The sequence below is a fragment of the Bacillus basilensis genome, from assembly GCF_050630465.1.
In the GTDB taxonomy this organism is placed as follows: domain Bacteria; phylum Bacillota; class Bacilli; order Bacillales; family Bacillaceae_G; genus Bacillus_A; species Bacillus_A basilensis.
Window position 1 is genome coordinate 37526 of the sequence record NZ_JBNTQO010000009.1, and the last position, 25366, is coordinate 62891.

The following is a 25366-nucleotide window of genomic DNA, read 5'->3' on the forward strand; positions in this document are numbered from 1 at the left end:
ACGTATGTGCGTAGGGACGTTTTTTATTTAGGTCCTAACTTTGGTATATCTTCATAACTAGGGTGGTACCGCGATATTTTTGTCGTCCCTACGTATGTGCGTAGGGGCGTTTTTTTATTATTAGGGAGGAAGTGAACGTATTAGAAAAGAGTATTGATAGAACAATATAAATACTGAACTGAAACAAAGAAAAAGAGACAGAGAGGAGATTAACAAATGAATTCACAGCAATGGACATCAAAATTAGGTTTCGTATTAGCTGCAGCAGGTTCAGCGATTGGCCTAGGAGCGATTTGGAAGTTCCCGTATATGGCCGGAATTGGAGGGGGCGGCGCGTTCTTCCTTATTTTCATCGGTTTCACATTATTAATTGGTTTACCGCTATTATTAGCTGAATTCGTTATCGGAAGAAGTACACAAAAAGAGGCTGTTGATGCGTATAGAGAAATCGCACCAAAAACACTATGGCCATGGTTAGGGAAATTGGGGATTGTAACTTGTTTCATATTACTTTCTTTCTACAGCGTTGTAGGGGGATGGATTTTATTATACTTATGGAATGCAATTACAGGTAGACTATGGGAAGGAAATGGCGCATACGAAGCTACGTTTGGTGAAATCATTTCCAATCCGTATTTAGCAGTTGGATCACAGCTATTATTCATCCTTATTACTATTTTTATCGTAAGTAAAGGTGTACAAAATGGTGTTGAAAAAGTAAATAAATATTTCATGCCAGCACTATTCGTTTTATTCTTTGTATTAATCGTTCGTGCCCTTACGTTAGATGGTGCTGGAGAAGGAGTTCGTTTCTTCTTACAACCTGATTTCTCACATGTAACATCAGAAGTTATTTTATATGCGATGGGTCAATCGTTCTTCTCATTATCAGTCGGAGTAGCAGTAATGGTAACGTATAGTTCATACTTACCGAAGGAAGAAAGCTTACCGCGTTCAGCATTTTCTATCGTAGCTTTAACGCTTGTGATTACATTACTTGCAGGACTTGCAATTTTCCCAGTAGTGTTCGCATTTGGAATGGAACCATCTCAAGGACCGGGGCTATTATTTATCGTACTGCCAGCTATTTTCAGTAAAATGGCATTTGGAAAATTATTCTTCATCGTTTTCTTATTACTATTCTTCTTTGCTACTATTACATCGGCAATTTCGATGTTAGAAATTAGCGTTGCATCTTTAACTGCAAAAGGTAAAGGAAAACGTGAAAAAATGGCTTTAATCGTAGGATTATTAATCTTCGTTGTTGGAGTACCATCAGCATTGTCATTTGGTATATTAAGTGATCTGAAGATTTTCGGAAAGACAGTCTTTGATTTAGCGGATTATGCAGTTAGTAACGTACTAATGCCACTTGGTGTTTTATTAGTTTCCATCTTTGTTCCTTTAAAAATGAAGAAAGATGTATTAATGAAAGAACTTGGTGTAAGTAAAAATAAGGGCTATAAATTATTCGTATTATGGTTATTCTTACTTCGCTTTATCGCACCAATTGCGATTATTATCGTATTCTTAAATGTACTTGGCATTATTTAAAAAGAAAGGTAGCGTATCGTTTTATGATACGCTACCTTTTTATTTTGCTCTTTTTTGTAGTTCGTTTACTGTTACGAACTGATAGCCCTTCTTAGATAAAGAGTCTAAAATACCTTCAATGGTCTGTAAACTTTCATTAGACTCATCATACATAGAGTGCAGTAAAATGATAGAACCTGGTTTTACATTTTTATTAACGTAGTCAATTTTATCTGCCGCAGATTTATAAAAAGTATCAGGCTCAAGATCCCATGTAATCGTTTCGATATTATTTTTATTTAAATAATATGGTAGTCCAATTAATTTTTTTCCATTAGGTGGCCTAAAATCAATTTCGCCTGTAAATCCTGTTTGGCGGATTAATGAATTCGTTTTTTCTATTTCATCTTTAATAAAAGAAGGTGTTTTGAAAACCATTCTATTATGAGAATATGTATGGTTTCCAACTTGGTGCCTAGATTGTACGATAGCTTTTCCTAACGATAGGTTTTTCTCTAATTCATTTCCGATTAAAAAGAAAGTAGCTTTTGCATTGTATTTATCTAGTAGCGGTAATATTTGTTTTACATTGTTAGTAGGACCATCATCAAAAGTTAAAGCAATCACCTTTTCATTTGTTTCTACGCGATTTGTTAAATCTCCAAATAATTGAAAGCTTCTTGCATTCATCAATTTATATGTTCCGAATAATGCTACAGTAATAATGAATATTGTAACGATTGTAATGATTATTTTCTTCTTCATAACGCAACCTCACTATAGTTTTTGATTGGACTAAAAAGTATTATACCAAACTAAGTAATTTCATGCTTTAAAAAAGGATGTGGATGCAAGGGAAAGGAATTTATCATATAATAAAATGCAAAAGGTATATTAGGAGGTGTTTACATGGCGATTATAATTCAATTGCCGGACACTGCAGCGTCTCATGCAAAGCCAAGTATGGAAATGGCGATACTTTGCGTGAGGTAGACAAGTAATATACAATCGCCTAAATGAGCTCGTATCATTTTTTATATTTGGCTTTGCACCTTATTGAAATGAACCATAAAAAATAAGGGGCGAGCAGAAATGAAATACGTAAAAGCTGCGACGGTTTTACCAGAAAGTTTAATTACTGAAATTCAAAAGTATATACAAGGTGAAACCATTTATATTCCAAAACAAGAAACGAAACATTATAAATGGGGTACACGATCTGGAGGAAGAAAACAGTTAGATGAAAGAAACAAAGCTATTAAAGAAGCGTTTAAAAGCGGAATTGCTATTCACCAACTTGCAGAAGAGTATTTTCTTTCCGGAGAAACGATTAAAAAGATTGTGTATTCTAAATAAAAATAAAAGAGTCTAGTTCAAAGATTATTTTGAACTAGACTCTTTTTGCTTTGTGTGTATTGGATATATAGGGTGTGAATGGGCATCATAATAGAAAAAATGAATCGCAATTGTATCGTATAGAAATGTGAATAGGAATAAAAACGTTATATTTCATATTACAGAAAGGTGAACACATATGAATCATCTTGGACAAATAACGATAGAACTTTTTGTTGGTTTTTTTGTTTTATTAATTGCTACTAAAATATTAGGGAAAACACAAATATCGCAGCTAACCCCTTTTGATTTTATTTCTGCCATTGTAATCGGAGAATTAGTTGGAAACACTGTATATGACCCTGAGGTGAGAGTATGGTCTATTTTATATGCTGTTTTTGTATGGGTAATATTAATTTACGCAATAGAAGTGATAACACAAAAATTTAGAAGGACAAGAAAGTTCTTTGAAGGATACCCTTCTATTATCATTCGTAATGGGCATATTGACAGAGAACAATTAAAATCGAATCATTTGGATATTAATCAATTACAACAAATGCTTAGGCAACAGAAAGACATATTTTCAATTCGAGAAGTTGAATATATGATATTAGAACCTAATGGAAACATAAGTGTTCTGAAAAAGAGCAAATATGAATCTCCCACTATAAATGATTTAAGTTTAAAACATAAGCCTGTATACTTACCAATTTCATTAATTAGTGATGGAAAAGTAGTGAAAGATAATTTGAGGGAAGCTGGTTTTGATGAAGGATGGCTTTATAAACAAATAAAGCAAAAAGGGATTACTAAATTTGAGGATGTATTATATGCTGAATGGAAAACAGACGATGGTTTCTTTTGTCAGGAAATACCTCGATAGAACATAGTCAGAGTATGTAATGTTCATTTCTAAGTTATCTTTTACATATCAAAAAGCTGAATCATTGTATACAATAAGACTAGATCAACAATTTGTATGGAGTGATAAAGATGGAAGCTTTTATTAGAAGTGATCAATACAATTTTATAAAGTCACAAGCTTATATTTTAGCAAATGGACATGCAACGGCAAATGATAGAGGTGTAATTCAAGCGTTAAAATCACTTGCGATGGAAAAGATAATACATGTATTTGAGAATTTAACAGATGAACAGAAAGAGTTAATTGATACGGTATTAACAGTTCAAAATAGAGAAGATGCAGAATCATTCTTAATGAAAATAAATCCGTATGTCATCCCGTTTCAGGAAGTTACAGCACAAACATTAAAAAAACTATTTCCTAAAGCGAAAAAGTTAAAACTTCCTGACATGGAAACACTGGATATGAAAGAATTATCTTATTTAAGCTGGATTGATAAAGGATCAAGCAGGAAATTTATTATAGCGAAAAATGATAAAAATAAGTTTGTTGGTCTGCAAGGAACATTTCAAAGTTTAAATAAAAAAAGCATTTGTTCATTATGTCATGGGCATGAAGAAGTAGGAATGTTTTTAGTTGAAATTAAAGGTGATGTACCAGGAACTTTCGTTAGAAAGGGAAACTATATTTGTAAAGATGGTGTAGCTTGCAATCGGAATATGAAATCACTTGATAAATTACAGGATTTTATTGAGAGATTAAAGAAATAAAATGAAAGACCTCTAGTGCTTAAACTGGAGGTTTTATTTTTTGAAGAAGTAATAATAGGCTGCATAATGAAATTTAATAAAAAAATCTAATTAGATATAGTTGCTTATATGCAAGGAGGTAAAACATGACTTACATTTCACCGAAAGAAGAGGTGTTAAAAGTGAAAAGGTGGCCTAAACATACGATAGCAGCGGGGCGTGGTCATACCGTTGCGCTTAAATCGGATGGCACGGTAGTTGCAGTGGGGCGAAATAAAGAAGGAGAATGCAATGTAAGTAGCTGTTGCGGTATTGAAGCCGTCGGAGCGGGAAATGTTCATATGGCGACAAACACAGGAAATGCTCATACAATCGCTCTGAAATGTGATAATACTGTGGAAGCGGTGGGATGGAATAAGCATGATCAATGCGATGTGAACGACTGGCATAATATTGTAGCGGTAGCGGCAGGATGGCGTCGTACCATTGGCCTTAAACCGGATGGCACGGTAGTTGCAGTGGGGCGAAATAAAGAAGGAGAATGCAATGTAAGCAGCTGGCGAGATATTGTGGCTACGGCGGCGGGTGACTGGCATACAGTCGGTCTTAAAGTGGGCGGCACAGTGACGGCGGTGGGGAATAATCGATATGGACAATGTGATGTAAGCAGCTGGCGAGATATTGTAGCGGTAGCGACTGGGTATCTTCATACTGTTGGCCTGAAAGTGGACGGCACAGTGACGGCAGTGGGGAATGGTAAACATAACCAGTGTGACGTAAGTGGCTGGCGAGGTATTGTAGGGATAGCAGCTGGTACGAATCATACAATCGGACTTAAATCAAACGGTACCGTGGTGGCAGTGGGCTGGAATGAGTATGGACAATGTAATGTAAGTGATTGGCGAGATATTGTAGCGATAGCGGCTGGTTGTGCGCATACGGTCGGACTTAAATCAGACGGCACGGTGGTCGCGGTAGGGAATAATGAATTTGGCCAATGCGATGTAGGTAGCTGGCACAACATTCGATTGCCTGGCAAATAGTCAATTTACAATAAATTATTAGTAATATTAAACTATTTTAGGAGTAGTTATGGAATAGGATATGTAGAAAATAATTAAACTTAAATCTGCTGAATAAGAATCTCTTTTGAAAAGGGATTCTTATTATTTTTCGTAAAATAAGGGTCTAAATGGAATTTTTGAACAAACTTTATTTCAAAGTTACAGTAGAACATATAAATAAAGCATAGGAGAGCTGAAGAAATGTTTGAAAAGTTTTTACTTTTTTTACCGGATCTTTCACTTATATGTATCGTTCTCTACATAACATATACAACTTCTCTTAATTTTGGACAGATGTTATTAATTTCAAGTGTAATCGGAATAATAGGTGGCCTTATTATAAGAATATGTAAGGATTTATTTACTTTTATTACGTGGACAATTAAACAAAAGAAGTCTTGACTATGTTTAATTGTTACTAGGAGGGGATGAAGTGAATCAGAAAAAGAGTAGAGTGAAAAACGAGATAATACTTTGGACATTAACAGCTGTTTTTTTTATCATTGTATGGTACTTTTTTCAAAGATAAAAACGCATCGCACTTTGAAAAGAGAGCACGATGCGTTTTTATTATTTTTTTTGCCAATTTTCTTTTATAAAGTCTGCACGGCCAGATTCTTTTTGCTCGATAGCATATTTTTCAGGGTTCTTTTTATAGAAATGTTGATGGTATTCTTCGGCTTCATAAAAAGGTGCAGCCGGGCGAATTTCAGTTACGATTGGATCTTTAAACGTACCGCTTTCAGCAAGAGCTTGTTTTGATTTTTCAGCAAGCTCTTTTTGCGTTTCATTATGATAAAAAATAGCAGTGCGATAAGATGGACCACGGTCAAAAAATTGTCCGCCATCATCAGTTGGATCGATTTGTGGCCAATATAAATCTAGTAATTTTTCATACGGAAAAATAGAAGGATCGAATGTAATTTGTACAACTTCTAAATGCCCAGATGTTCCAGCCTTTACTTGTTCATATGTTGGGTTTTCTACATGACCACCTGAATAGCCAGAAAGTACTTTATGAATACCAGGAAGTTCATCAAATGGTTTTACCATGCACCAAAAGCAACCACCTGCGAAGGTTGCGAGTTCGTATGTTTTTTCGGACATTACTGTAATCCTCCTAAATATATATGTTTTATATAGTATTATACAATTTATTTTATTGCGCAATAAAAAAGATTTGAAAATATATGTTTTTTATAAACAAGATCCACCGCTCACATCAATTAATTGTCCAGTAACCCAGCGGCTGTCTGGAGAAGCAAGAAATGCAACAGTATCGGCAATGTCTTCTACTTCACCTAAGCGATTGAAGGCAGAAATAGTCGTAGCATACTGTTTCATCATTGGATCGTTCAAGAGTTCTGCATTCATATCTGTTTTAATAAATCCAGGAAGTATTGCATTCACTGTAATTCCACGTGCTCCGAGCTGTTTTGCTAGTGTGAAAGTCATTGTATTAATAGCGCCTTTCGTCATACTATATGCAATGAAATCAGGTAAAGAAATACGAGTTGCAGCGGATGAAATATTAATAATTCGGCTATTGTTACGTAAACGAGATAGAGCTTGTTGAATGATAAAAAATGGTGCTTTTGCATTTACTGAAACCATTCTATCAAAAAATTGTTCAGTCGTTTCTTCAATAAAAGCACCAGGACCAATTCCAGCGTTGTTTATTAAAATATCAAATTTAGTACCACCAGCTCTTTTTTGTAATTCGTTATCCAAAGAACTATAAAGGGTCTCTACTCCATGTAAAGATTCAAGATTTGCGCAGATAGAAAAAGCTGATCCACCATTTGATTGAATTTCATAAACAGTTTCTTCAGCATCTTCTTTTCGATTACCATAATGAACAGCAACTAATGCACCTTCGTTTGCTAAACGTTTTGCGATAGCACGTCCAATTCCTCGGCTTGCCCCTGTAACTAATGCTACTTTTCCTTTTAACATAGTTTTCTCATCTCCTCATAAATTTTAAATGTTTTTAAGTTATTTTTCTTTATGTAGTAATGCGAACATACTTAAGTAATATATGAGTATTTGTAAGAAGTTCATTCCGATTTTGTTTTGAGAAAAAAATAAATATACTTCTCTTAAATTGATTAAATTTTATTTTTTTTTAGAAAAACATATTGACAATGAAAAGAACAACGTCCTATAATACGTTTAACAAATAAAAGTGAATTAAGAATTTTCTAACTTTATATGTTGTATATGCAAAGAAGAGGAAAGTAGATGATTATGATCGTTTCAGAGAGCTACTCCTAGGCTGTGAGAGTAGTAACAATCGAATCGTTGAAAATCACCTCGGAGCATCGCTTGCGAAAGGGAAACTGAGTAGAGAGCGGCGGCATCGTCTCCGGTAAAAGGACGGGGGTCTAATTGGACCTACAGAGCTTATATTTCGTGAGAAGTATAAGGAAGCTGAGTGGTAACGCGAAACTCTCGCCTCAGCAATCAAAGCTACTAAATTGTAGTAGTTGATTGCTGAGGCGAGAGTTTTTATTTTAAAAAATAGAATAAGAGAATGCGTAGAAGAGGAGAGTAAATGATATACATTGTTTCAGAGAGCTGCCCCAAGGCTGTGAGGGTGGTAACAATCGAATCATTGAAGATCACCTCGGAGCACTACTTTTGAAAATAGTAAAAAGTAGCGGAGTTGTTTCCGATAGAAAAACAAAAGTCTAATTGGACTTGCAGAGCTTACATTTCGTGAGAAGTGTAAGGAAGCTGAGTGGTACCACGATTCCCTCGTCTCAGCAATGGATTGCTACTAGTATGTATTATGTAATCGATTGTTGAGACGAGTATATTTTTAAGGTTTATATACTGAATATTCTGTTAAAAATACTCATCTCAGCAATCGATATAGAAATTGATTGCAAAAATAGAGAGAAAAAGAGGAGCGATGTGAGATGGGAAACCAGTACATTTATATGAATGGGGAATTTGTAGAAAAAGAAAAGGCAGTTGTTTCAGTATATGATCACGGTTTTTTATACGGAGACGGTGTATTCGAAGGAATTCGTAGTTACGGTGGAAATGTATTTTGTTTAAAAGAACATGTAAAACGATTATATGAATCGGCAAAATCTATTTTACTTACAATCCCACTGACGGTTGAAGAAATGGAAGAAGCGGTTTTACAGACACTTCAAAAAAATGAGTATGCAGATGCCTACATTCGCTTAATTGTTTCAAGAGGAAAAGGGGACTTAGGACTTGATCCGAGAAGTTGTGTGAAACCGAGCGTTATTATCATCGCAGAACAATTAAAATTATTCCCACAGGAATTTTATGATAATGGACTAAGTGTTGTATCTGTTGCATCAAGACGTAATACGCCAGATGCATTAGATCCACGTATTAAGTCAATGAATTACTTAAATAACGTACTTGTAAAAATTGAAGCGGCACAAGCAGGAGTGCTAGAGGCCCTTATGTTAAATCAGCAAGGATATGTTTGTGAAGGATCTGGAGATAATGTTTTCGTTGTGAAAGATGGAAAAGTGCTAACACCTCCTTCATATTTAGGAGCGTTAGAAGGCATTACGAGAAATAGTGTTATTGAGTTATGTGAGCGACTGAGTATTCCGTGTGATGAAAGACCATTCACTCGCCATGACGTTTATGTAGCGGATGAAGTGTTTTTAACAGGAACGGCAGCAGAATTAATTCCAGTTGTAAAGGTTGATTCAAGAGAAATTGGAGATGGGAAACCAGGAAGTGTAACGAAACAATTGACAGAGGAATTTAAAAAGTTAACGAGAGAAAGAGGCGTACGTGTTCCAGGACTGGCGGAAAGCTTAATGTAGATAGGGAGAGGAGTTAATTGAAATGGAACAGCAGTATACAACTTATGAGAAATTTCAGTGTGAAGAAGTGACAGGAGCAGGACACGTTATTCAATGCTTAAAGAAATTAGGCGTAACGACTGTTTTCGGTTATCCGGGCGGAGCTATTTTGCCAGTATATGATGCGTTATACGGAAGTGGATTAAAGCACGTATTAACTCGTCATGAACAAGCTGCCATTCATGCGGCTGAAGGTTATGCAAGAGCTTCTGGAAAGGTCGGGGTAGTATTTGCTACCTCTGGCCCAGGGGCGACGAATTTAGTTACGGGCTTAGCAGATGCTTATATGGATTCGATTCCTTTAGTTGTCATTACAGGGCAAGTTGCAACACCACTCATCGGAAAAGACGGGTTTCAAGAAGCTGATGTTGTCGGAATTACAGTACCTGTTACGAAGCATAATTACCAAGTTCGTGAGGTGAATCAGTTATCACGTATTGTACAAGAAGCTTTTTACATCGCTGAAAGTGGGCGACCGGGACCTGTATTAATTGATGTTCCAAAAGATGTTCAAAATGAAAAAGTAACAAGTTTTTATAATGAAGTAATTGAGATTCCAGGGTACAAACTAGAGCCTATGCCAGACAGTATGAAGCTTAGAGAGATAGCTAAAGAAATTTCAATAGCGAAACGCCCACTTCTTTATATTGGAGGAGGTGTCATTCATTCAGGTGGATCTGATGAACTTATCAAATTTGCGAGGAAGAATCGTATTCCAGTCGTGTCAACTTTAATGGGACTGGGTGCATATCCGCCGGGAAATCCATTATTTTTAGGAATGCTCGGTATGCATGGAACGTACGCTGCAAACATGGCAGTAACAGAATGCGATTTACTACTTGCTTTAGGTGTTCGCTTCGATGATCGTGTAACAGGAAAATTAGAACTCTTTTCTCCGCATTCGAAAAAGGTACATATTGATATAGATCCTTCAGAGTTTCATAAAAATATAACGGTAGATTATCCGATTATTGGAGATGTAAAAAAAGCGTTACACATGCTGTTACATATGCCAATTTATACACAAACACATGAATGGCTTACGAAAATTGAGGAGTGGAAAGCGGAATACCCTCTTTCCTATATTCAAAAAGAAGGTGAGTTAAAACCACAGCATGTTATTAACTTAGTGAGTGAATTAACAAATGGTGAAGCGGTTGTCACCACCGAGGTAGGACAGCATCAAATGTGGGCTGCTCACTTCTATAAAGCGAGAAAACCTCGGACTTTTCTTACATCTGGCGGGCTAGGAACGATGGGATTTGGTTTCCCGGCAGCTATTGGTGCTCAGCTTGCGAAAGAAGAAGAACTCGTCATTTGTATTGCAGGCGATGCCTCTTTTCAAATGAACATTCAAGAACTACAAACAATTGCTGAAAATAACATCCCTGTAAAAGTATTTATTATAAACAACAAATTTTTAGGGATGGTAAGGCAGTGGCAAGAAATGTTTTATGAAAATCGTTTATCAGAATCAAAGATTGGATCGCCAGATTTTGTGAAAGTGGCAGAAGCTTATGGAGTGAAGGGATTAAGGGCGACAAATGCAACAGAGGCGAAACAAGTGATGTTAGAAGCATTTGCTCATGAAGGTCCTGTCGTAGTTGATTTTTGTGTAGAAGAAGGTGAAAACGTATTTCCGATGGTTCCGCCAAACAAAGGGAATAACGAAATGATTATGAAGAGGTGGGAAGAATGAGTCATACTTTTTCACTCGTTATTCATAACCAGCCAAGCGTCTTATTACGTATAAGTGGAATTTTTGCTCGGCGTGGGTATTATATTTCTTCTTTACATTTAAACGAAAAAGATACTAGTGGTGTTTCTGAAATGAAACTCACAGCAGTTTGTACTGAAAATGAAGCGACATTACTTGTTAGTCAACTGAAAAAGTTAATTGATGTACTGCAAGTAAATAAATTATAAGGAGTGTATGGAAAATGAAAACGTATTATGAGAAAGATGCAAATGTAGAGTTATTACAAGGGAAAACAGTTGCGGTAATTGGTTATGGATCTCAAGGTCATGCGCAGGCGCAAAATTTACGCGATTCTGGTGTGGAAGTAGTAGTTGGTGTTAGGCAGGGTAAGTCTTTTGAAGTAGCAAAAGCAGATGGATTTGAAGTAATGTCTGTTTCAGAAGCAGTTCGAACCGCACAAGTTGTACAAATGTTATTGCCAGATGAACAGCAAGCACATGTGTATAAAGCAGAAGTAGAAGAGAATCTCTATGAAGGGAAAATGTTACTTTTCTCACATGGATTTAATATTCATTTCGGACAAATTAATCCCCCAAGTTACGTAGATGTAGCAATGGTCGCGCCAAAAAGTCCAGGTCATCTCGTTCGTCGTGTATTCCAAGAAGGGAATGGTGTTCCGGCATTAGTCGCAGTACATCAAGATGCAACAGGCACAGCATTAAATGTAGCACTAGCGTATGCAAAAGGTGTAGGGTGTACACGTGCAGGTGTAATTGAAACGACATTCCAAGAAGAAACGGAGACGGATTTATTCGGTGAGCAAGCGGTACTTTGTGGCGGGGTAACTGCACTTGTGAAAGCTGGTTTTGAAACGTTAACGGAAGGCGGGTATCGTCCTGAAATTGCATACTTTGAATGTTTGCATGAATTAAAATTAATTGTTGATTTAATGTACGAAGGTGGATTAACGAACATGCGCCACTCTATTTCAGATACTGCAGAGTTCGGAGATTATGTAACAGGATCGAGAATTGTTACAGATGAAACGAAGAAGGAAATGAAGCGTGTTCTGACAGAAATCCAGCAAGGAGAATTTGCGAAGAAATGGATTTTAGAAAATCAAGCGGGACGTCCGACGTATAACGCAATGAAAAAAGCAGAACAAAATCATCAATTAGAAAAAGTGGGAGCAGAGCTTCGTGAAATGATGAGCTGGATTCATGCATCGAAAGAATTAGTAAAGAAATAGAGTAAGAGAGTATAAATGAAAAATATGTAAGAGGGGATTTGACAAGATGAGAAGTGACATGATTAAAAAAGGTTTTGATAAAGCTCCGCACCGTAGTTTACTAAAAGCAACTGGTTTGAAAGATGAAGATTTTGATAAGCCTTTCATAGCAATTTGTAATTCTTTTATTGAAATTATTCCAGGGCATAAACACTTGAACGAGTTTGGGAAACTTGTAAAAGAGGCAGTTCGTGCGGCAGGTATGGTCCCATTCGAATTCAATACAATTGGAGTTGACGATGGTATTGCAATGGGACATATCGGTATGCGTTATTCTCTTCCGAGTCGTGAAATTATTGCAGATTCAGTAGAAACGGTTGTAAATGCACACTGGTTTGACGGCATGATTTGTATCCCAAACTGTGACAAAATTACACCAGGTATGATGATGGCGGCCCTTCGTATTAACATTCCGACTGTGTTTGTTTCAGGCGGCCCGATGGCAGCAGGAAAAACCTCTAAAGGCGAAGTTGTTGATCTGAGTTCCGTTTTTGAAGGGGTAGGAGCTTATCAATCTGGGAAAATTTCAGAAGAAGAATTAAAAGATATTGAAGATCATGGCTGTCCATCTTGTGGCTCTTGTTCCGGTATGTTTACCGCGAACTCTATGAATTGTTTATGTGAAGTGTTAGGTTTAGCTCTTCCTGGAAACGGGAGCATTTTAGCAATTGATCCAAGACGTGAAGAGTTAATTAAACAAGCAGCAGAGAAATTGAAAATTTTAATTGAAAGAGATATTAAGCCGCGCGATATTGTAACAGAAGAAGCAATTGACGATGCTTTTGCACTTGATATGGCGATGGGTGGATCAACGAATACAGTACTACACACGCTAGCACTCGCACAAGAAGCAGGACTAGATTATGATATGAACCGTATTGATGCAGTTTCAAGACGTGTACCTCATTTATGTAAAGTAAGTCCAGCCTCAAATTGGCATATGGAAGATATTGATCGTGCGGGTGGGATTAGTGCAATTTTGAAAGAGATGAGCCGGAAAGAAGGAGTACTTCATCTTGATCGAATAACTGCTACTGGGCAAACATTAAGAGAGAATATTGCTGAGGCAGAGATTAAAGATAAGGAAGTTATTCACTCTCTCGAAAACCCTCATAGTGAAGAAGGGGGATTGCGTATATTAAAAGGCAACCTTGCGAAAGACGGAGCAGTTATTAAAAGCGGTGCAACTGAAGTAAAACGATTTGAAGGACCTTGCGTTATTTTTAATTCACAAGATGAGGCACTTGCTGGCATTATGCTTGGGAAAGTGAAAAAAGGAGATGTAGTTGTCATTCGTTATGAAGGACCAAGAGGTGGCCCTGGTATGCCAGAAATGTTAGCACCAACATCAGCAATTGCTGGAATGGGATTAGGTGCTGAGGTTGCATTATTAACGGATGGACGTTTCTCTGGAGCTTCACGTGGAATTTCAGTAGGGCATATTTCACCAGAAGCAGCTGCGGGCGGAACGATTGCACTTCTTGAACAAGGGGATATCGTTTGTATCGATGTTGAGGAACGCTTGCTAGAAGTAAGAGTGAGTGATGAGGAATTAGAAAAGCGTAAAAAAGAATGGAAACGACCAGAACCGAAAGTGAAAACTGGCTGGCTTGGACGTTATGCGCAAATGGTAACATCGGCGAATACGGGGGCAGTCCTAAAAATTCCGAATTTTGATTGAGCCAATTTAAAAGAGATAAGGATGATATAAAATGGTGCAGAAAGTAAAGGAAAGAGTGAAAATTGAAGATATCTTAATGGCTCATAATTGCATGAAAGACATCGTTATTAAAACACCGTTACAACGTGATACAGTTCTATCTGAGAAATATGATTGTGACGTTTATGTAAAACGAGAAGACTTACAATTGATTCGCTCCTTCAAAATTCGGGGTGCGTACAATTTAATTCAAAGTTTATCAAAAGAACAATTACAAAATGGTGTTGTGTGTGCAAGTGCTGGTAATCATGCACAAGGGGTAGCTTATACGTGTAATTTATTGAAGATTCCGTCAAAAATTTTTATGCCGACGACGACACCTAAACAAAAAGTATCACAAGTACAATTTTTCGGTGGTGATTTTGCGGAAATTGTATTAGTAGGTGATACATTTGATAGCTCTTTCCAAGAAGCACAGCGCTATTGTGAAGAAAATAGAATGACGTTTGTTCATCCGTTTGATGATCCGTATGTCGTTGCTGGTCAAGGAACAGTGGCAGTTGAAATTATGCATGATATGGAGAAATCGGTTGATTATATCTTTACAGCAATCGGCGGTGGTGGATTAGCATCAGGTGTTGGTACATATGTAAAAGGTGTTAGTCCTGCTACAAAGGTCATTGGTGTAGAGCCAATGGGAGCTGCATCTATGAAAGAGGCTTTTCTTCAAAATGAAAATGTCGCTTTGGAGAAAATAGATAGTTTTGTTGATGGGGCAGCTGTTAAAAAGGTAGGAAAGTTAACATTTGAAACTTGTAAAGATGTCATTGATGACATTGTTTTAGTACCAGAGGGAAAGGTTTGTACGACGATTTTAGAACTGTATAAGAAAAATGCAATTGTAGCAGAGCCTGCTGGTGCACTTTCTATTGCAGCACTTGATCTATATAGGGATGAAATTAAAGGTAAAACAGTTGTATGCACATTAAGTGGTGGGAATAATGATATTGATAGAATGCAAGAAATGAAAGAACGTGCTCTCATTTACGAAGGGTTAAAGCATTATTTCATCATTGAATTCCCGCAGAGGTCGGGAGCGCTAAGAGAATTTCTTGATAAAGGATTAGGACCAGAAGATGATATTACGCGCTTTGAATACATTAAGAAACATAATAAGGAAAATGGTCCAGCACTAGTCGGAGTAGAGTTAAAACATAAAGAGGATTATGAGCAATTAATTACTCGTTTTAAAGAAAATAATATTCAATTTGTGGAGCTTAATAAAAATCCTGTTTTGTTTGATTTACTTATTTAATAGAAGGAAAGGGTTAGCATACAGTTGTAATTGAAACAAAAAAGATAGATACAAGCAAGGGAAACGCTGCTTGTTCTATCTTTTTTACAATTAAACTAAATAATTTCCATATTCAAGAAGGATAAAGCTAGTTAACCAAAAGAGTATCGCAATACGAATGATTACATACATAGTGAATTCAAAAGTAGTAAGTTTTCGTTCTCGTTTTATTTTTTTTAGAAGTCTAACAGAGAAAACTGAACATAAAAGTAGAACCGCAATAGACATTTTATAAATGTTCTCTAACAAACTTACATTTTCTAATAAGTCTTTCAGCATGTTCATCACCTATTCTGTAAAGTATGTTACAGAGAAATAGATCTTGCGTTGTTTAGTTTCGTTTGTTTTTTATGTTCCCTGTATCATCAATTTCTACATCAGTTGAAATTGTTTGTAAATATTGTAGAGCTTTTCTCTTTTCCTCCTCATTTACAGGGAAAATTTGATTATTACGAATGATGTAAGGGTTGAATGACATTTGGACATCCTTTCCTTTAAAAGTTAAAGTTAATACGCCAGTTTCGGCACTTTTTCCATTCACATAACTTGGGAATAAAAAGTTTCCTAACGAGTAGGCAATAGGAACGTTATTATAATATTCAAACCCTTGTAACCAATGTGGATGACTTCCGACAATCGCGTCGGCTCCTGCTGTAACCATTTTATTTACATATTGTTTTTGATAATCTACCGGACGATTTGATTTTTCGACACCCCAATGCATATAGACAATTAAATAGTCTGCATCTTTCTTTTGCTCTTTAATTGTTTTTGTTACAAGATTTAAATCATATCCATTCGCAACACCAGGTTTATTGTCATCAGCTACCCAAGTAAAATCAGGCATAAATCGGACGAAGGAAAGGAATTTAAATTTTTTTCCTTTTACAGTCATTTCTCGTGCGGTATATGCATCTTTTGCATTTTTTCCGGCGCCAATATAAGGGAACTTTAATTTTTCTACATGAGAGATTGTATCTAATAATCCCTCTTGACCATAATCAAGTGTATGATTATTCCCGATATTTACGATGTCATATCCAGTATTTTTAATCGCTTGTAGTGTGGATGGATCACTTTTAATCCAAAATAGCTGTCCAGGTGCTTTCTTTTCTTTCGTTGTAAATGCTGACTCTAAATTAACGAAAGAAATATCAGCTTTTTTTATTTCTTCTTTTACATGTTGGAATGGGTAGTCAGCTCCGTTTTTTTCGATTACCGGACGTAATTGCCAATCGAACATTGTATCACCAGAAAAGGTGAGTGTAATTTCCGGGTCTTCTATTTTCTTCTCGCTTGTTGAAGCAGTTTTGTTAGATTTGTTTTGGAAATCGGGTTTGTCGTTCGCTTTTGAAGTAAAAGAGTAGTTAATTAATACAACAATTGGTGTAATGCAAAAGGCTATTAACAAAAATCGTTTTAGTAAAGTTTTCATAAATACCTTCCCTTTTGAGTTTATCCCGCAATTAAATTAGCAATGAGTCTATAAAAAGTAATTGGTTTATGTGCAGATACAAAAAAATGCGGATTATGTAGTGAAAAACATTTGTTAATATTCTCAATATTAAGTTAACATATAGATAACCTGTAAATCAATGTATAAACCAAAATATAGAAATAAAGAATTAGAAGGGTGAAGAACGAGATATGGTTATATTAGGGGCAGTTGTAAATGGGATTTGTATTATATTTGGTACTTTACTTGGTAAATTATTTAGTAAGATTCCAGAAAGTATGAAGGGAACCATAATGCACGCAATCGGTTTAGCGGTTACTGTGCTTGGACTTCAAATGACATTAAAAAGTGAAAATTTTCTTGTTGTCATTTTAAGTTTAGTGATTGGTACTGTCATCGGAGAATGGCTACAATTAGAGGGAAAGTTAAAACTGTTAGGAGATTGGCTAGAACATAAAGTTGGATCGAAAGGAAAAGGAAGCATATCAGAAGGTTTTGTAACAGCTACTCTTATTTTTGCAATTGGTGCGATGGGGATACTTGGTGCACTTGACAGTGGGATTCGCGGAAATCATGATATTTTATTTACAAAGGCGATTATCGATGGATTTATTTCTATTATATTAACGACAACTCTAGGGATTGGCGTAGTGTTTTCAGCGATTCCAGTCATTTTATATGAAGGTGGTATTGCAGTTTTTGCAACACAAATTAATAGTGTTGTCCCGAAAGAATTAATGAATCAATTTATAGTGGAAATGACAGCTACAGGCGGTATTATGATAGCCGCTATTGGATTGAATTTACTAGGATTTATTAAAATTAAAGTGGCAAATTTACTTCCAGGTATATTAGTAGTTGGAATCATTGTTTCACTTATTTATAGTTACGGTTTAATAGTAAAGTAGTAGGGGATGGAGATACGTATGGAGGAATTTCAATTTACAAAACGTGTGCATAACATATTGAAGATTGCAGCAGAAGAAGCAGAATGTAATATCATTCAACCAGTTCATCTGTTTATCGGTATGTGTAAAGAAGGTACTGGCATTTGTGGCGAGTTGTATATGTATTTGTTTCGTAACATAGGTACGGATTTTTTAGAAAAACTTTCAATACAAAAACAAACTGATTTAACGAATCAAGAGTATAAAAAAATAGGGCAATATAAGTTATCTTATAAGATGCTAGAAGTTTTACAAATAGCGAAGAAACGTATGGAAAGTTTCCGGCAAGTATTAATGAATGAAGGACATGTTATATATGCACTATTTCGCACGGATACGTTTATTGAAAATCCACAAATACAAAAAGATATATTACGCATTATAGCTGAGCCAAGAGATTTAGCGGTCGATTTAAAATGTTTTGTTCCTACTTATAATCATTTAACTTGTCATGTTAGACAGGCTAACTCTTCTGATTTTGAAAAATTAGCAAGCTTTGTCAATGAGGAATTTGGTGAACGTTGGTTACATTCGGTAGCGTATGGGTTTCGTACATATAAAGAAAATTTACCTATTTACATAGCAGAACAAGAAGAAGTGATAGTAGGTTTTGCTTGTTATGATGTAGTGAGAGGAAAGAAGGGATTGTTTGGTCCGATGGGCACAGCGAAACAAAATCGTGTGAAAGGTGTAGGAAAGCAATTGTTACATCGTTGTTTACATAGTATGAAGCAAGATGGATATGCATATGCAATTATTGGACAAGCGGGTCCGATTGAGTTTTACGAGAGAAATTGTGATGCTCGTTTAATACCAATATTGGATAAGTAACCAACTCCATATATGGGAGTTGGTTTTATTATGAAAATAATGTAGAGATGTAGTGATTCTTACTGGAAAATAGCGGGTTTTGTAGTAAGTCTTACAAATAAAGCAAATTACTAAACTTTTTACAAGAAAGGGTGTAGAATGGGTATCGAATGAAAGAAGGTGTGAAAATGGCCAGCTGGAAACGAAATTTAATGATTTGTTGGCTAGGTTGTTTTACCACTGCGGCCGGTATGAGCCTAGTAATTCCTTTCTTATCTTTTTATATTGAGGAATTAGGGGTGACTGGCACTTCTAGTATTGCACAGTGGTCGGGACTGGCATTTGGTGTAACGTTTTTAATGGGTGCGATCGTATCACCGATATGGGGAAAGCTTGGTGATATACATGGACGGAAATTGATGCTGATTCGCGCGAGCCTTGGTATGGCGATTATTATGACGCTTATGGGGTTTGTAACGGATGTATATCAATTAGTCGCACTAAGATTTTTGATGGGAGCAGTATCTGGATTCCTTTCAACGGCGATGACATTTATTGCAGCAGAAACTCCGACAGAGCATTCAGGTTGGGCGATTTCCACAATTTCAACTGGTGGCGTGAGCGGTTCATTACTTGGACCATTACTTGGAGGCTATTTATCTGAATTGATTGGAATGCGCCATGTCTTTCTTGTTACAGGAGCTTTTTTATTCCTTTCTTTTCTAATCGTCTTTTTCTTCTTACATGAAGAAAATCACTCTGCCAAGGCAAAAAAAGCACAGCCGAAAAAAGTATGGACGATGGTTCCAGCAAAGCATTTAATTATTAGTTTATTTGTAACAACATTTATTATTCAACTTGCGAATATGTCAATTCAACCTATTATTACGTTATACGTAAAGAATTTGGAAGGGGCAGGGACATCTCATATCGAAATGATTGCAGGGGCAGTCATGTCAGCGACAGGGCTAGCAGTTATTTTGGCAGCACCAAGACTAGGAAGATTATCAGATCAAATCGGTCCTCAAAAAACATTAGTTGTAGCGTTGTTTGCTGCAGGAATTATCTTTATTCCGCAAGCATTTGTAACCTCAGCTTGGCAACTATTAATTCTTCGATTTTTATTAGGTATCGCACAAGCAGGATTATTACCTTCCGTACAAACTCTACTAAAACAACATACACCAACCCATGTAACGGGACGAATATTTGGATATAATCAATCGTTTCAGTTTTTAGGAAATATGATTGGACCAGTACTTGGTGGACAAATTGCAGCACATGCAGGATTCCAATATGTGTTCTTCTCTACTTCATCACTATTATTTATCGCGTGCATTTGGGTTTATTTTCATAATAAGAACGAAGAAGTATCAGAGAAACGACATTTGGAAGTTAGTTAACTAAGTGAATGAAAAAAGGATGAAGCAACGATTGCTTCATCCTTTTCTTTAAAATGTAAGACATAGATAACTTAATGTACCAAGCTCATAACTACGGTGAATGACTTCACCCTTATTATCACCACTTCCCATAGCGATAAATAAAGGAACAAAATGCTCTGCTCTTGGAACTGCTAATTGTGCATGAGGCGCACTGTTTTCCCAATTAAACAATGCATCTTTATCAGTAGTCTGCATATGTTTAATAATCCAATCATCGAATTCAATTGCCCATTGTTCGGGTGTGGTTTGATTCCATTTCAAAGCTCGTAAGTTATGAACGGTAACACCGCTACCGATTACTAAAATATCTTCTTGCCCAAGTCCTTTTAATGCTTCTCCAATCTTAAATTGTTCTTTTGCAGGAAGAAATGGATTAACTGATATTTGTACGACAGGAATATTCGCTTCTGGATACATACGATGCAGAAGTGTCCATGAGCCATGATCTAAACCTCTCGTCATATTATGATGGACTGGAATACCTTTATTTTTAAATTTTGTTTCTAGCATAGATGCAATGCTAGAAGAACCTTTTGCGCGATATTTAATTTCGTATAACTCAGGAGGAAAACCTCCAAAATCATAAATTGTTTCATATTCGTTATCTGAGGAGGAAATCGTTAATACTTCACTTTCCCAGTGAGCAGTAAAAATAACAATTGCTTTCGGTTTATATGTTTCTCCAAGTGTTTTTAAAAAGCGTGTATAATCTGTATCTTGAATAGCGAGCATTGGTGAACCATGTGCTAAAAATAATGATGGCATCATAATAGAAACCTCCTAAAAATATAATAGTTACTTTATGTAAGTAACTATATAATTTTATTTCCTATTCGTCAACATAATAGTTTGACAGCTAATCGATAAAGTGCGGCATTTGTCATAATGAAAGCAATTGCATATAATACATAATAAGAAAAATGAATGTATATTCATTTTTTTAATAGATACATAAAAGATTTGGGGGCTGACGAAATGAACGTACAGGAAAGTTTCGTTACGGCATTGGATGGATCGGAAATTTATCTACGCAAGTGGTTACCAGAAGGAGATCCGCGAGGGATTATTCAAATTGCACATGGTATGACAGAGCATGCAGGTGTTTATACTGACTTTATTGATGCGTTATTAGAAGCAGGGTATGGGGTTTATGCGCATGATCATAAAGGTCATGGGAAAACAGTAAAAAGAGAAGAAGATTATGGTCATTTTGAACCGGATATAGGATGGAATCAGGCTGTGTCTGATGTGGTCTTTGTTTCGGAAATGATAAAAGAAGAGCAGACATGTCCACTATTTATACTTGGTCATAGTATGGGGTCTTTTCTATCAAGACGAGCAGTGCAACTTCGAGGCGAATTATATGATGGTTTTCTTATTTCAGGAACTGGTGGGAGTCCAGGATTTTTAGGAGTCATTGGTCATAAAGTAGCAACAATCGAAATGAAATTACGCGGGGCAAAAACGAAAAGTCCGATGTTAAACTTTTTATCTTTCGGAAACTTTAATTCGAACTTTAAGCCAAATCGTACAAGTTTTGATTGGTTATCTTCAGATAATAATCAAGTTGATAAATATATTGCGGATCCGTTATGTGGATTCATTTGTACGACGAGTTTCTATCGAGAATTATTTTCTGGTGTATTAGAAGTAAATAAACTAGAAGAATACAAGAAGACGCCAAGCAATCTTCCAATACATATATTCTCTGGAGACCGTGATCCTGTTGGAGATATGGGGAAAGGCGTAAAAGAAGTATATGAAAACTATAAAAAATGTGGTGTGAAAGACGTGACACTACGTTTGTATGAAAATGGAAGACATGAAATGTTCCATGAAGTGAATAGAGATGAAGTATTTAAAGATTTGCTTTCGTGGTTAGATGCGCATAGTAGATAAGAAAGTTAAGCTCAAACTGTTTGTAGTTTGGGCTTGTATTTATATATTCGTTAGAGATAAGGACAAAGTGTTTTTTTTAATTGCTTCAAACAAATATAGAAATAGTTTCAAGGAGATGAATATATGAAATTTGGAATTATCGGCCCATCAGAAGATGAAATTATGCCATTTATTGAAGAGATGACTAATAAGGAAATAACGAACCTTGCGATGTTAACGTTTCATAGTGGGAAATATGAAAATGTGGAAGTTGTTGCATTGTATTGTGGTGTATGTAAAGTTAACGCAGCTATTGCAACTCAAATATTAATCGATAAGTTTGATGTAACTCATATTATTGTAACAGGTGTTGCAGGAGCGATTGATAAAGTATTGAAAATTGGAGATACAGTAATTTCAACAGAAATAGCATATCACGATGTTGATGAAGAGATCTTAACTGAATATCATCCATGGATGGAAAGTGTGTACTTTAATACAGATAGTACACTTCTTGAATTGAGCCGTGAAGTGATTGAGAACACTCAATTTACCCAAAATATTTATTTTGGAAAAGTTGTTACTGGGGAGGCGTTTATTAGTGAAAGCGGCCGTACAGAAATAATCTCTAAATACAATCCACTTTGTGTAGATATGGAAACTGCAAGTATAGCTCACGTCTGTTATGCAAATACAATTCCGTTTTTAGCAGTGAGATCAATAACAGATACAGAAGAAGCGTCTGGCATAGAAGTGTTTGAAGATAATTGTGTTTCTGCTTCTCATCATTCCATTCATTTTGTTAAGAAGTTATTAGCATTAGTGAAACAGTAAAGAAATATCGTATGAGAAGAAACCTCACTTTTTGAAGTGAGGTTTTTTAAGGTAATGGAGTAATAGTTGAGGAAACTATTTTTAAAATGTGATATAGCTTTGAAAGTTGTAGTTGCGATATTATAAGATGAACTTCTAATCACATTTTTTATACACGGCAACAGCTGTCTATTCATAATAGTAGTATAATAGTGAATGAGGTGTTAATAGAATGGAAGATAAAACATTAGGTTTACTACTAGATGTTGTTGGGGAATTATTTTCAGATGAAATTTCAATTGCTGTATCAAATACGAAAGAATATATATACTATCGGCCAAGTAAACGAATTGATTTAAAGATAAGCACCGGGGATCCTATTAAGGAAGGAACGATTGCTCATAAAGCAATGGTGACGAACCAAAAAACTTCTGAGTTTATTAATCGGGATGTTTTTGGTATTCCTTATCATGGGATGGCCGTACCATTTTCAAACAATGGAAAGCTTGAAGGGTGCGTGACGGCTATTTATCCAGCTTTATCGGATGGAAAGTCAGTCGTTACTTTAAAAACAACAGATGGCTGGATTCCGGTTCCATTTTCAAAGGTCATGTATTTAGAGGCGAAAGATAAAAAGACGTATGTGAATACAGAAGAGTTAACAGGAACACATAAATACTCGCTACAAGAATTCGAATACTTGCTTCCGAAAGATTCATTTATTAGATGCCACCGTTCCTTTATTGTAAATGTAAATCATATTAAAGCGATATATCCTGATACGCATTCTACTTTTGTACTTTCGATGGATAACGGAGAGAGGGTACCAGTTAGTCAATCATACGCCAGTTATTTTCGTAAGCTTCTAGGATTCTAAATTATTCTGCTTTAGAACCTAGATTCGCTGTTTTATCTGAATTTTCGGCATTGTATACTGAAATCCCTATTTGGATACTGTTAAAGTGTAAAATAATTATGAATATTCACAGGGAGAGGGATTACATATGGAGAATAATTTGGATAGAATTAGGGATCAACGTCTGAAAGATCACGTAGTTACACCTGAAGAAGCAGCTTCATGGATTGAAAGTGGAATGACTTTAGGCTTAAGTGGGTTTACACGTGCAGGTGATGTGAAAGCAGTCCCATTTGCGCTTGTAAACCGAGTTAAGAATGATAAATCTTTTAAAGTAAATGTGTATACTGGTGCCTCTTTAGGTTCTGATGTAGATAAATTATTTGCGGAAGCAGGAATTTTAGGGAAAAGATTGCCTTTCCAAGCAGATGCGACTATGCGAAAAGGGATTAATAATGGAGACTTTTTATTTGTGGATCAGCACTTGTCTCATACAGCAGAGTTACTTCGCGCTGACGTTATGGATGTAGATTTTGCTATTTTGGAAGCGGTTGCGATTACTGAGGACGGCATGATTATTCCAACGACTTCAATAGGAAATTCTTTAGCGTTTTCTTTAAATGCTAAGTCTATCATTATTGAAATGAATATGGCACAATCCGCGCAGCTAGAAGGACTACATGATTTATATGAACCAGGTAAACAAGGAGAAAGGCTTCCAATTCCAATTGTGAAAACGAATGATCGAATTGGAACGATTGGTATTCCTATCGATGCTGAAAAGGTGAAGGGGATTGTGTTTACGAACCAACTAGACTCGCCATCAACAATTGTTCCTCCGGACGAAGAAACTGTTATTATGGCACAGCATTTAATAGAGTTCCTTCGAGAAGAAGTAAAAGTGGGCCGATTAACAAATCGTTTAGCACCGTTACAATCGGGAATTGGTTCAGTGGCTAATGCAGTTCTTCATGGAATGTTAGATTCCGAGTTTGAAGATTTAGAAGTGTATTCTGAGGTTTTACAGGATGCGGTATTTGATCTTATGGATGCTGGAAAAGTCAATTTTGCTTCATGCTGTTCAATCACACTTTCTGAGGAGAAAATGCAAAAAGTATTTTCTAACTTTGAAAAATATCGTCACAAATTAATGATGCGCCCACAAGAGATTTCAAATCACCCTGAAATCATTCGTCGCCTTGGATTAATCTCGATTAATACTGCTTTAGAATTAGATATATATGGAAATGTAAACTCTACTCATGTTTTAGGTATAAAAATGATGAACGGTATCGGTGGTTCTGGTGACTTTGCAAGAAATGCCCGTCTAGCTATCTTTGTTACTAAATCGATTGCGAAAGGTGGTAACATTTCAAGTATCGTTCCTTTCGTTTCTCATGTAGATCATACGGAACATGATGTAGATGTTATTGTCACTGAACAAGGGTTTGCTGACTTAAGAGGACTTGCGCCAAGTGAAAGAGTGGAACTCATTATTGAGAATTGTGCACATCCAATGTATCGTGATCAGCTACGAGCTTATTACAAGGAAGCAAAAACAAGAGGCGGACAAACTCCTCATATTTTAGAGAAAGCTTTTTCTTGGCATACGAATTATGCTAAAAATGGAACGATGCTCGAAGCAGTAGTAGAAACTGTATAGGTGTGTATCGTAAGAAATAGAAAAACGAAAGACTGAGTTTGAAGATGAAATTTAGAAAAAGAGAACGCCAATTTTCAGAGATGGCGTT

At 36.1% G+C, this 25366-nt stretch carries 25 protein-coding genes and 2 other annotated features; of the genes, 19 read left to right on the top strand and 6 right to left on the bottom strand.

Features of this window, described 5'->3' with window-relative positions; all coding sequences use genetic code 11:
* Nucleotides 1-216 precede the first annotated feature (216 nt).
* On the top strand, nucleotides 217-1554 hold the full coding sequence (locus ACQVV1_RS17740; RefSeq protein ID WP_001088183.1) for a sodium-dependent transporter: 1338 nt from the start codon (nucleotides 217-219) through the stop codon (nucleotides 1552-1554).
* 39 nt (nucleotides 1555-1593) lie between these two features.
* Here the strand turns inward: ACQVV1_RS17740 and ACQVV1_RS17745 are convergent, their stop codons facing one another.
* Nucleotides 1594-2298: a polysaccharide deacetylase family protein gene (locus ACQVV1_RS17745; protein ID WP_242251415.1), complete on the bottom strand. Its 705-nt coding sequence runs from the start codon at nucleotides 2296-2298 to the stop codon at nucleotides 1594-1596.
* A gap of 327 nt (nucleotides 2299-2625) precedes the next feature.
* Between ACQVV1_RS17745 and ACQVV1_RS17750 the strand changes: the two genes are divergently transcribed.
* From ACQVV1_RS17750 to ACQVV1_RS17770, 5 genes are all read left to right on the top strand, one after another.
* The gene (locus tag ACQVV1_RS17750) at nucleotides 2626-2889 is read left to right on the top strand and encodes a CD3324 family protein (RefSeq protein WP_000878308.1); all 264 of its coding nucleotides are present in this window, start codon (nucleotides 2626-2628) and stop codon (nucleotides 2887-2889) included.
* A gap of 178 nt (nucleotides 2890-3067) precedes the next feature.
* Nucleotides 3068-3754 carry a DUF421 domain-containing protein gene (locus ACQVV1_RS17755; RefSeq protein ID WP_063222666.1) on the top strand — a complete coding sequence of 229 codons (687 nt, stop codon included), beginning with the start codon at nucleotides 3068-3070 and terminating at the stop codon, nucleotides 3752-3754.
* 110 nt (nucleotides 3755-3864) lie between these two features.
* Complete coding sequence (locus ACQVV1_RS17760; protein ID WP_431169282.1) at nucleotides 3865-4506, top strand: FusB/FusC family EF-G-binding protein; 642 nt, start codon at nucleotides 3865-3867, stop codon at nucleotides 4504-4506.
* Nucleotides 4507-4631: 125 nt separating this feature from the next.
* Complete coding sequence (locus tag ACQVV1_RS17765; protein WP_431169283.1) at nucleotides 4632-5528, top strand: RCC1 domain-containing protein; 897 nt, start codon at nucleotides 4632-4634, stop codon at nucleotides 5526-5528.
* 222 nt (nucleotides 5529-5750) lie between these two features.
* Nucleotides 5751-5951 carry a hypothetical protein gene (locus ACQVV1_RS17770; protein ID WP_242251419.1) on the top strand — a complete coding sequence of 67 codons (201 nt, stop codon included), beginning with the start codon at nucleotides 5751-5753 and terminating at the stop codon, nucleotides 5949-5951.
* Between the two features lie 168 nt (nucleotides 5952-6119).
* Here ACQVV1_RS17770 and msrA read toward each other — a convergent pair whose 3' ends face one another.
* Nucleotides 6120-6656, bottom strand: coding sequence for a peptide-methionine (S)-S-oxide reductase MsrA (msrA, locus tag ACQVV1_RS17775; RefSeq protein WP_242251420.1), 537 nt, complete (start codon nucleotides 6654-6656; stop codon nucleotides 6120-6122).
* A 90-nt stretch (nucleotides 6657-6746) separates the two neighbouring features.
* Complete coding sequence (locus ACQVV1_RS17780; RefSeq protein ID WP_242251422.1) at nucleotides 6747-7505, bottom strand: SDR family oxidoreductase; 759 nt, start codon at nucleotides 7503-7505, stop codon at nucleotides 6747-6749.
* Nucleotides 7506-7765: 260 nt separating this feature from the next.
* Nucleotides 7766-8011, top strand: a binding site (T-box leader).
* A 67-nt stretch (nucleotides 8012-8078) separates the two neighbouring features.
* Nucleotides 8079-8317, top strand: a binding site (T-box leader).
* A 153-nt stretch (nucleotides 8318-8470) separates the two neighbouring features.
* On the opposite strand from ACQVV1_RS17780, the gene ilvE reads away from it, so the two are divergent.
* From ilvE to ilvA, 6 genes are read left to right on the top strand one after another with little or no spacing between them, the layout of a single operon-like run.
* Nucleotides 8471-9370: a branched-chain-amino-acid transaminase gene (ilvE, locus tag ACQVV1_RS17785; RefSeq protein WP_063222672.1), complete on the top strand. Its 900-nt coding sequence runs from the start codon at nucleotides 8471-8473 to the stop codon at nucleotides 9368-9370.
* 22 nt (nucleotides 9371-9392) lie between these two features.
* Entirely contained in the window at nucleotides 9393-11108 is a 1716-nt protein-coding gene (ilvB, locus tag ACQVV1_RS17790) for an acetolactate synthase large subunit (protein WP_431169284.1), read from the top strand.
* The gene (locus ACQVV1_RS17795) at nucleotides 11105-11335 is read left to right on the top strand and encodes an ACT domain-containing protein (protein ID WP_242251426.1); all 231 of its coding nucleotides are present in this window, start codon (nucleotides 11105-11107) and stop codon (nucleotides 11333-11335) included. Before ilvB ends, ACQVV1_RS17795 begins: the two co-directional genes overlap by 4 nt.
* 14 nt (nucleotides 11336-11349) lie before the next feature.
* Complete coding sequence (locus tag ACQVV1_RS17800) at nucleotides 11350-12357, top strand: ketol-acid reductoisomerase (RefSeq protein ID WP_431169285.1); 1008 nt, start codon at nucleotides 11350-11352, stop codon at nucleotides 12355-12357.
* A gap of 46 nt (nucleotides 12358-12403) precedes the next feature.
* Entirely contained in the window at nucleotides 12404-14077 is a 1674-nt protein-coding gene (gene ilvD, locus ACQVV1_RS17805) for a dihydroxy-acid dehydratase (RefSeq protein ID WP_242251430.1), read from the top strand.
* A gap of 31 nt (nucleotides 14078-14108) precedes the next feature.
* Nucleotides 14109-15371, top strand: coding sequence for a threonine ammonia-lyase IlvA (ilvA, locus tag ACQVV1_RS17810; RefSeq protein ID WP_242251431.1), 1263 nt, complete (start codon nucleotides 14109-14111; stop codon nucleotides 15369-15371).
* A gap of 90 nt (nucleotides 15372-15461) precedes the next feature.
* On the opposite strand, the gene ACQVV1_RS17815 is transcribed toward ilvA, so the two are convergent.
* Together ACQVV1_RS17815 and ACQVV1_RS17820 are read right to left on the bottom strand one after the other, a co-directional pair.
* A complete protein-coding gene (locus tag ACQVV1_RS17815) occupies nucleotides 15462-15689 on the bottom strand; it encodes a hypothetical protein (RefSeq protein ID WP_063222678.1) in 228 nt (75 codons plus the stop codon).
* Nucleotides 15690-15741: 52 nt separating this feature from the next.
* Nucleotides 15742-16845 carry a CapA family protein gene (locus tag ACQVV1_RS17820; protein WP_431169286.1) on the bottom strand — a complete coding sequence of 368 codons (1104 nt, stop codon included), beginning with the start codon at nucleotides 16843-16845 and terminating at the stop codon, nucleotides 15742-15744.
* Between the two features lie 212 nt (nucleotides 16846-17057).
* On the opposite strand from ACQVV1_RS17820, the gene ACQVV1_RS17825 reads away from it, so the two are divergent.
* From ACQVV1_RS17825 to ACQVV1_RS17835, 3 genes are all read left to right on the top strand, one after another.
* Nucleotides 17058-17774: a DUF554 domain-containing protein gene (locus ACQVV1_RS17825; protein WP_242251433.1), complete on the top strand. Its 717-nt coding sequence runs from the start codon at nucleotides 17058-17060 to the stop codon at nucleotides 17772-17774.
* A gap of 18 nt (nucleotides 17775-17792) precedes the next feature.
* Nucleotides 17793-18644: a GNAT family N-acetyltransferase gene (locus ACQVV1_RS17830; RefSeq protein ID WP_242251434.1), complete on the top strand. Its 852-nt coding sequence runs from the start codon at nucleotides 17793-17795 to the stop codon at nucleotides 18642-18644.
* 167 nt (nucleotides 18645-18811) lie between these two features.
* Entirely contained in the window at nucleotides 18812-20026 is a 1215-nt protein-coding gene (locus ACQVV1_RS17835; RefSeq protein WP_063222682.1) for a multidrug efflux MFS transporter, read from the top strand.
* Between the two features lie 48 nt (nucleotides 20027-20074).
* Here the strand turns inward: ACQVV1_RS17835 and ACQVV1_RS17840 are convergent, their stop codons facing one another.
* Nucleotides 20075-20836, bottom strand: a complete 762-nt coding sequence (locus ACQVV1_RS17840; RefSeq protein ID WP_098557105.1) for a DODA-type extradiol aromatic ring-opening family dioxygenase — start codon at nucleotides 20834-20836, stop codon at nucleotides 20075-20077.
* 207 nt (nucleotides 20837-21043) lie between these two features.
* On the opposite strand from ACQVV1_RS17840, the gene ACQVV1_RS17845 reads away from it, so the two are divergent.
* The 4 genes from ACQVV1_RS17845 to scpC all read left to right on the top strand — a co-directional run bounded on the left by ACQVV1_RS17845 (nucleotide 21044) and on the right by scpC (nucleotide 25278).
* Entirely contained in the window at nucleotides 21044-21967 is a 924-nt protein-coding gene (locus ACQVV1_RS17845) for an alpha/beta hydrolase (protein WP_242251435.1), read from the top strand.
* A gap of 123 nt (nucleotides 21968-22090) precedes the next feature.
* Nucleotides 22091-22780, top strand: coding sequence for a 5'-methylthioadenosine/adenosylhomocysteine nucleosidase (locus ACQVV1_RS17850; RefSeq protein ID WP_242251436.1), 690 nt, complete (start codon nucleotides 22091-22093; stop codon nucleotides 22778-22780).
* Nucleotides 22781-22991: 211 nt separating this feature from the next.
* Entirely contained in the window at nucleotides 22992-23636 is a 645-nt protein-coding gene (locus tag ACQVV1_RS17855; RefSeq protein ID WP_242251437.1) for a LytTR family DNA-binding domain-containing protein, read from the top strand.
* 127 nt (nucleotides 23637-23763) lie between these two features.
* Nucleotides 23764-25278, top strand: a complete 1515-nt coding sequence (gene scpC, locus ACQVV1_RS17860) for a succinyl-CoA:acetate CoA-transferase ScpC (RefSeq protein WP_242251438.1) — start codon at nucleotides 23764-23766, stop codon at nucleotides 25276-25278.
* Nucleotides 25279-25366: the final 88 nt, after the last annotated feature.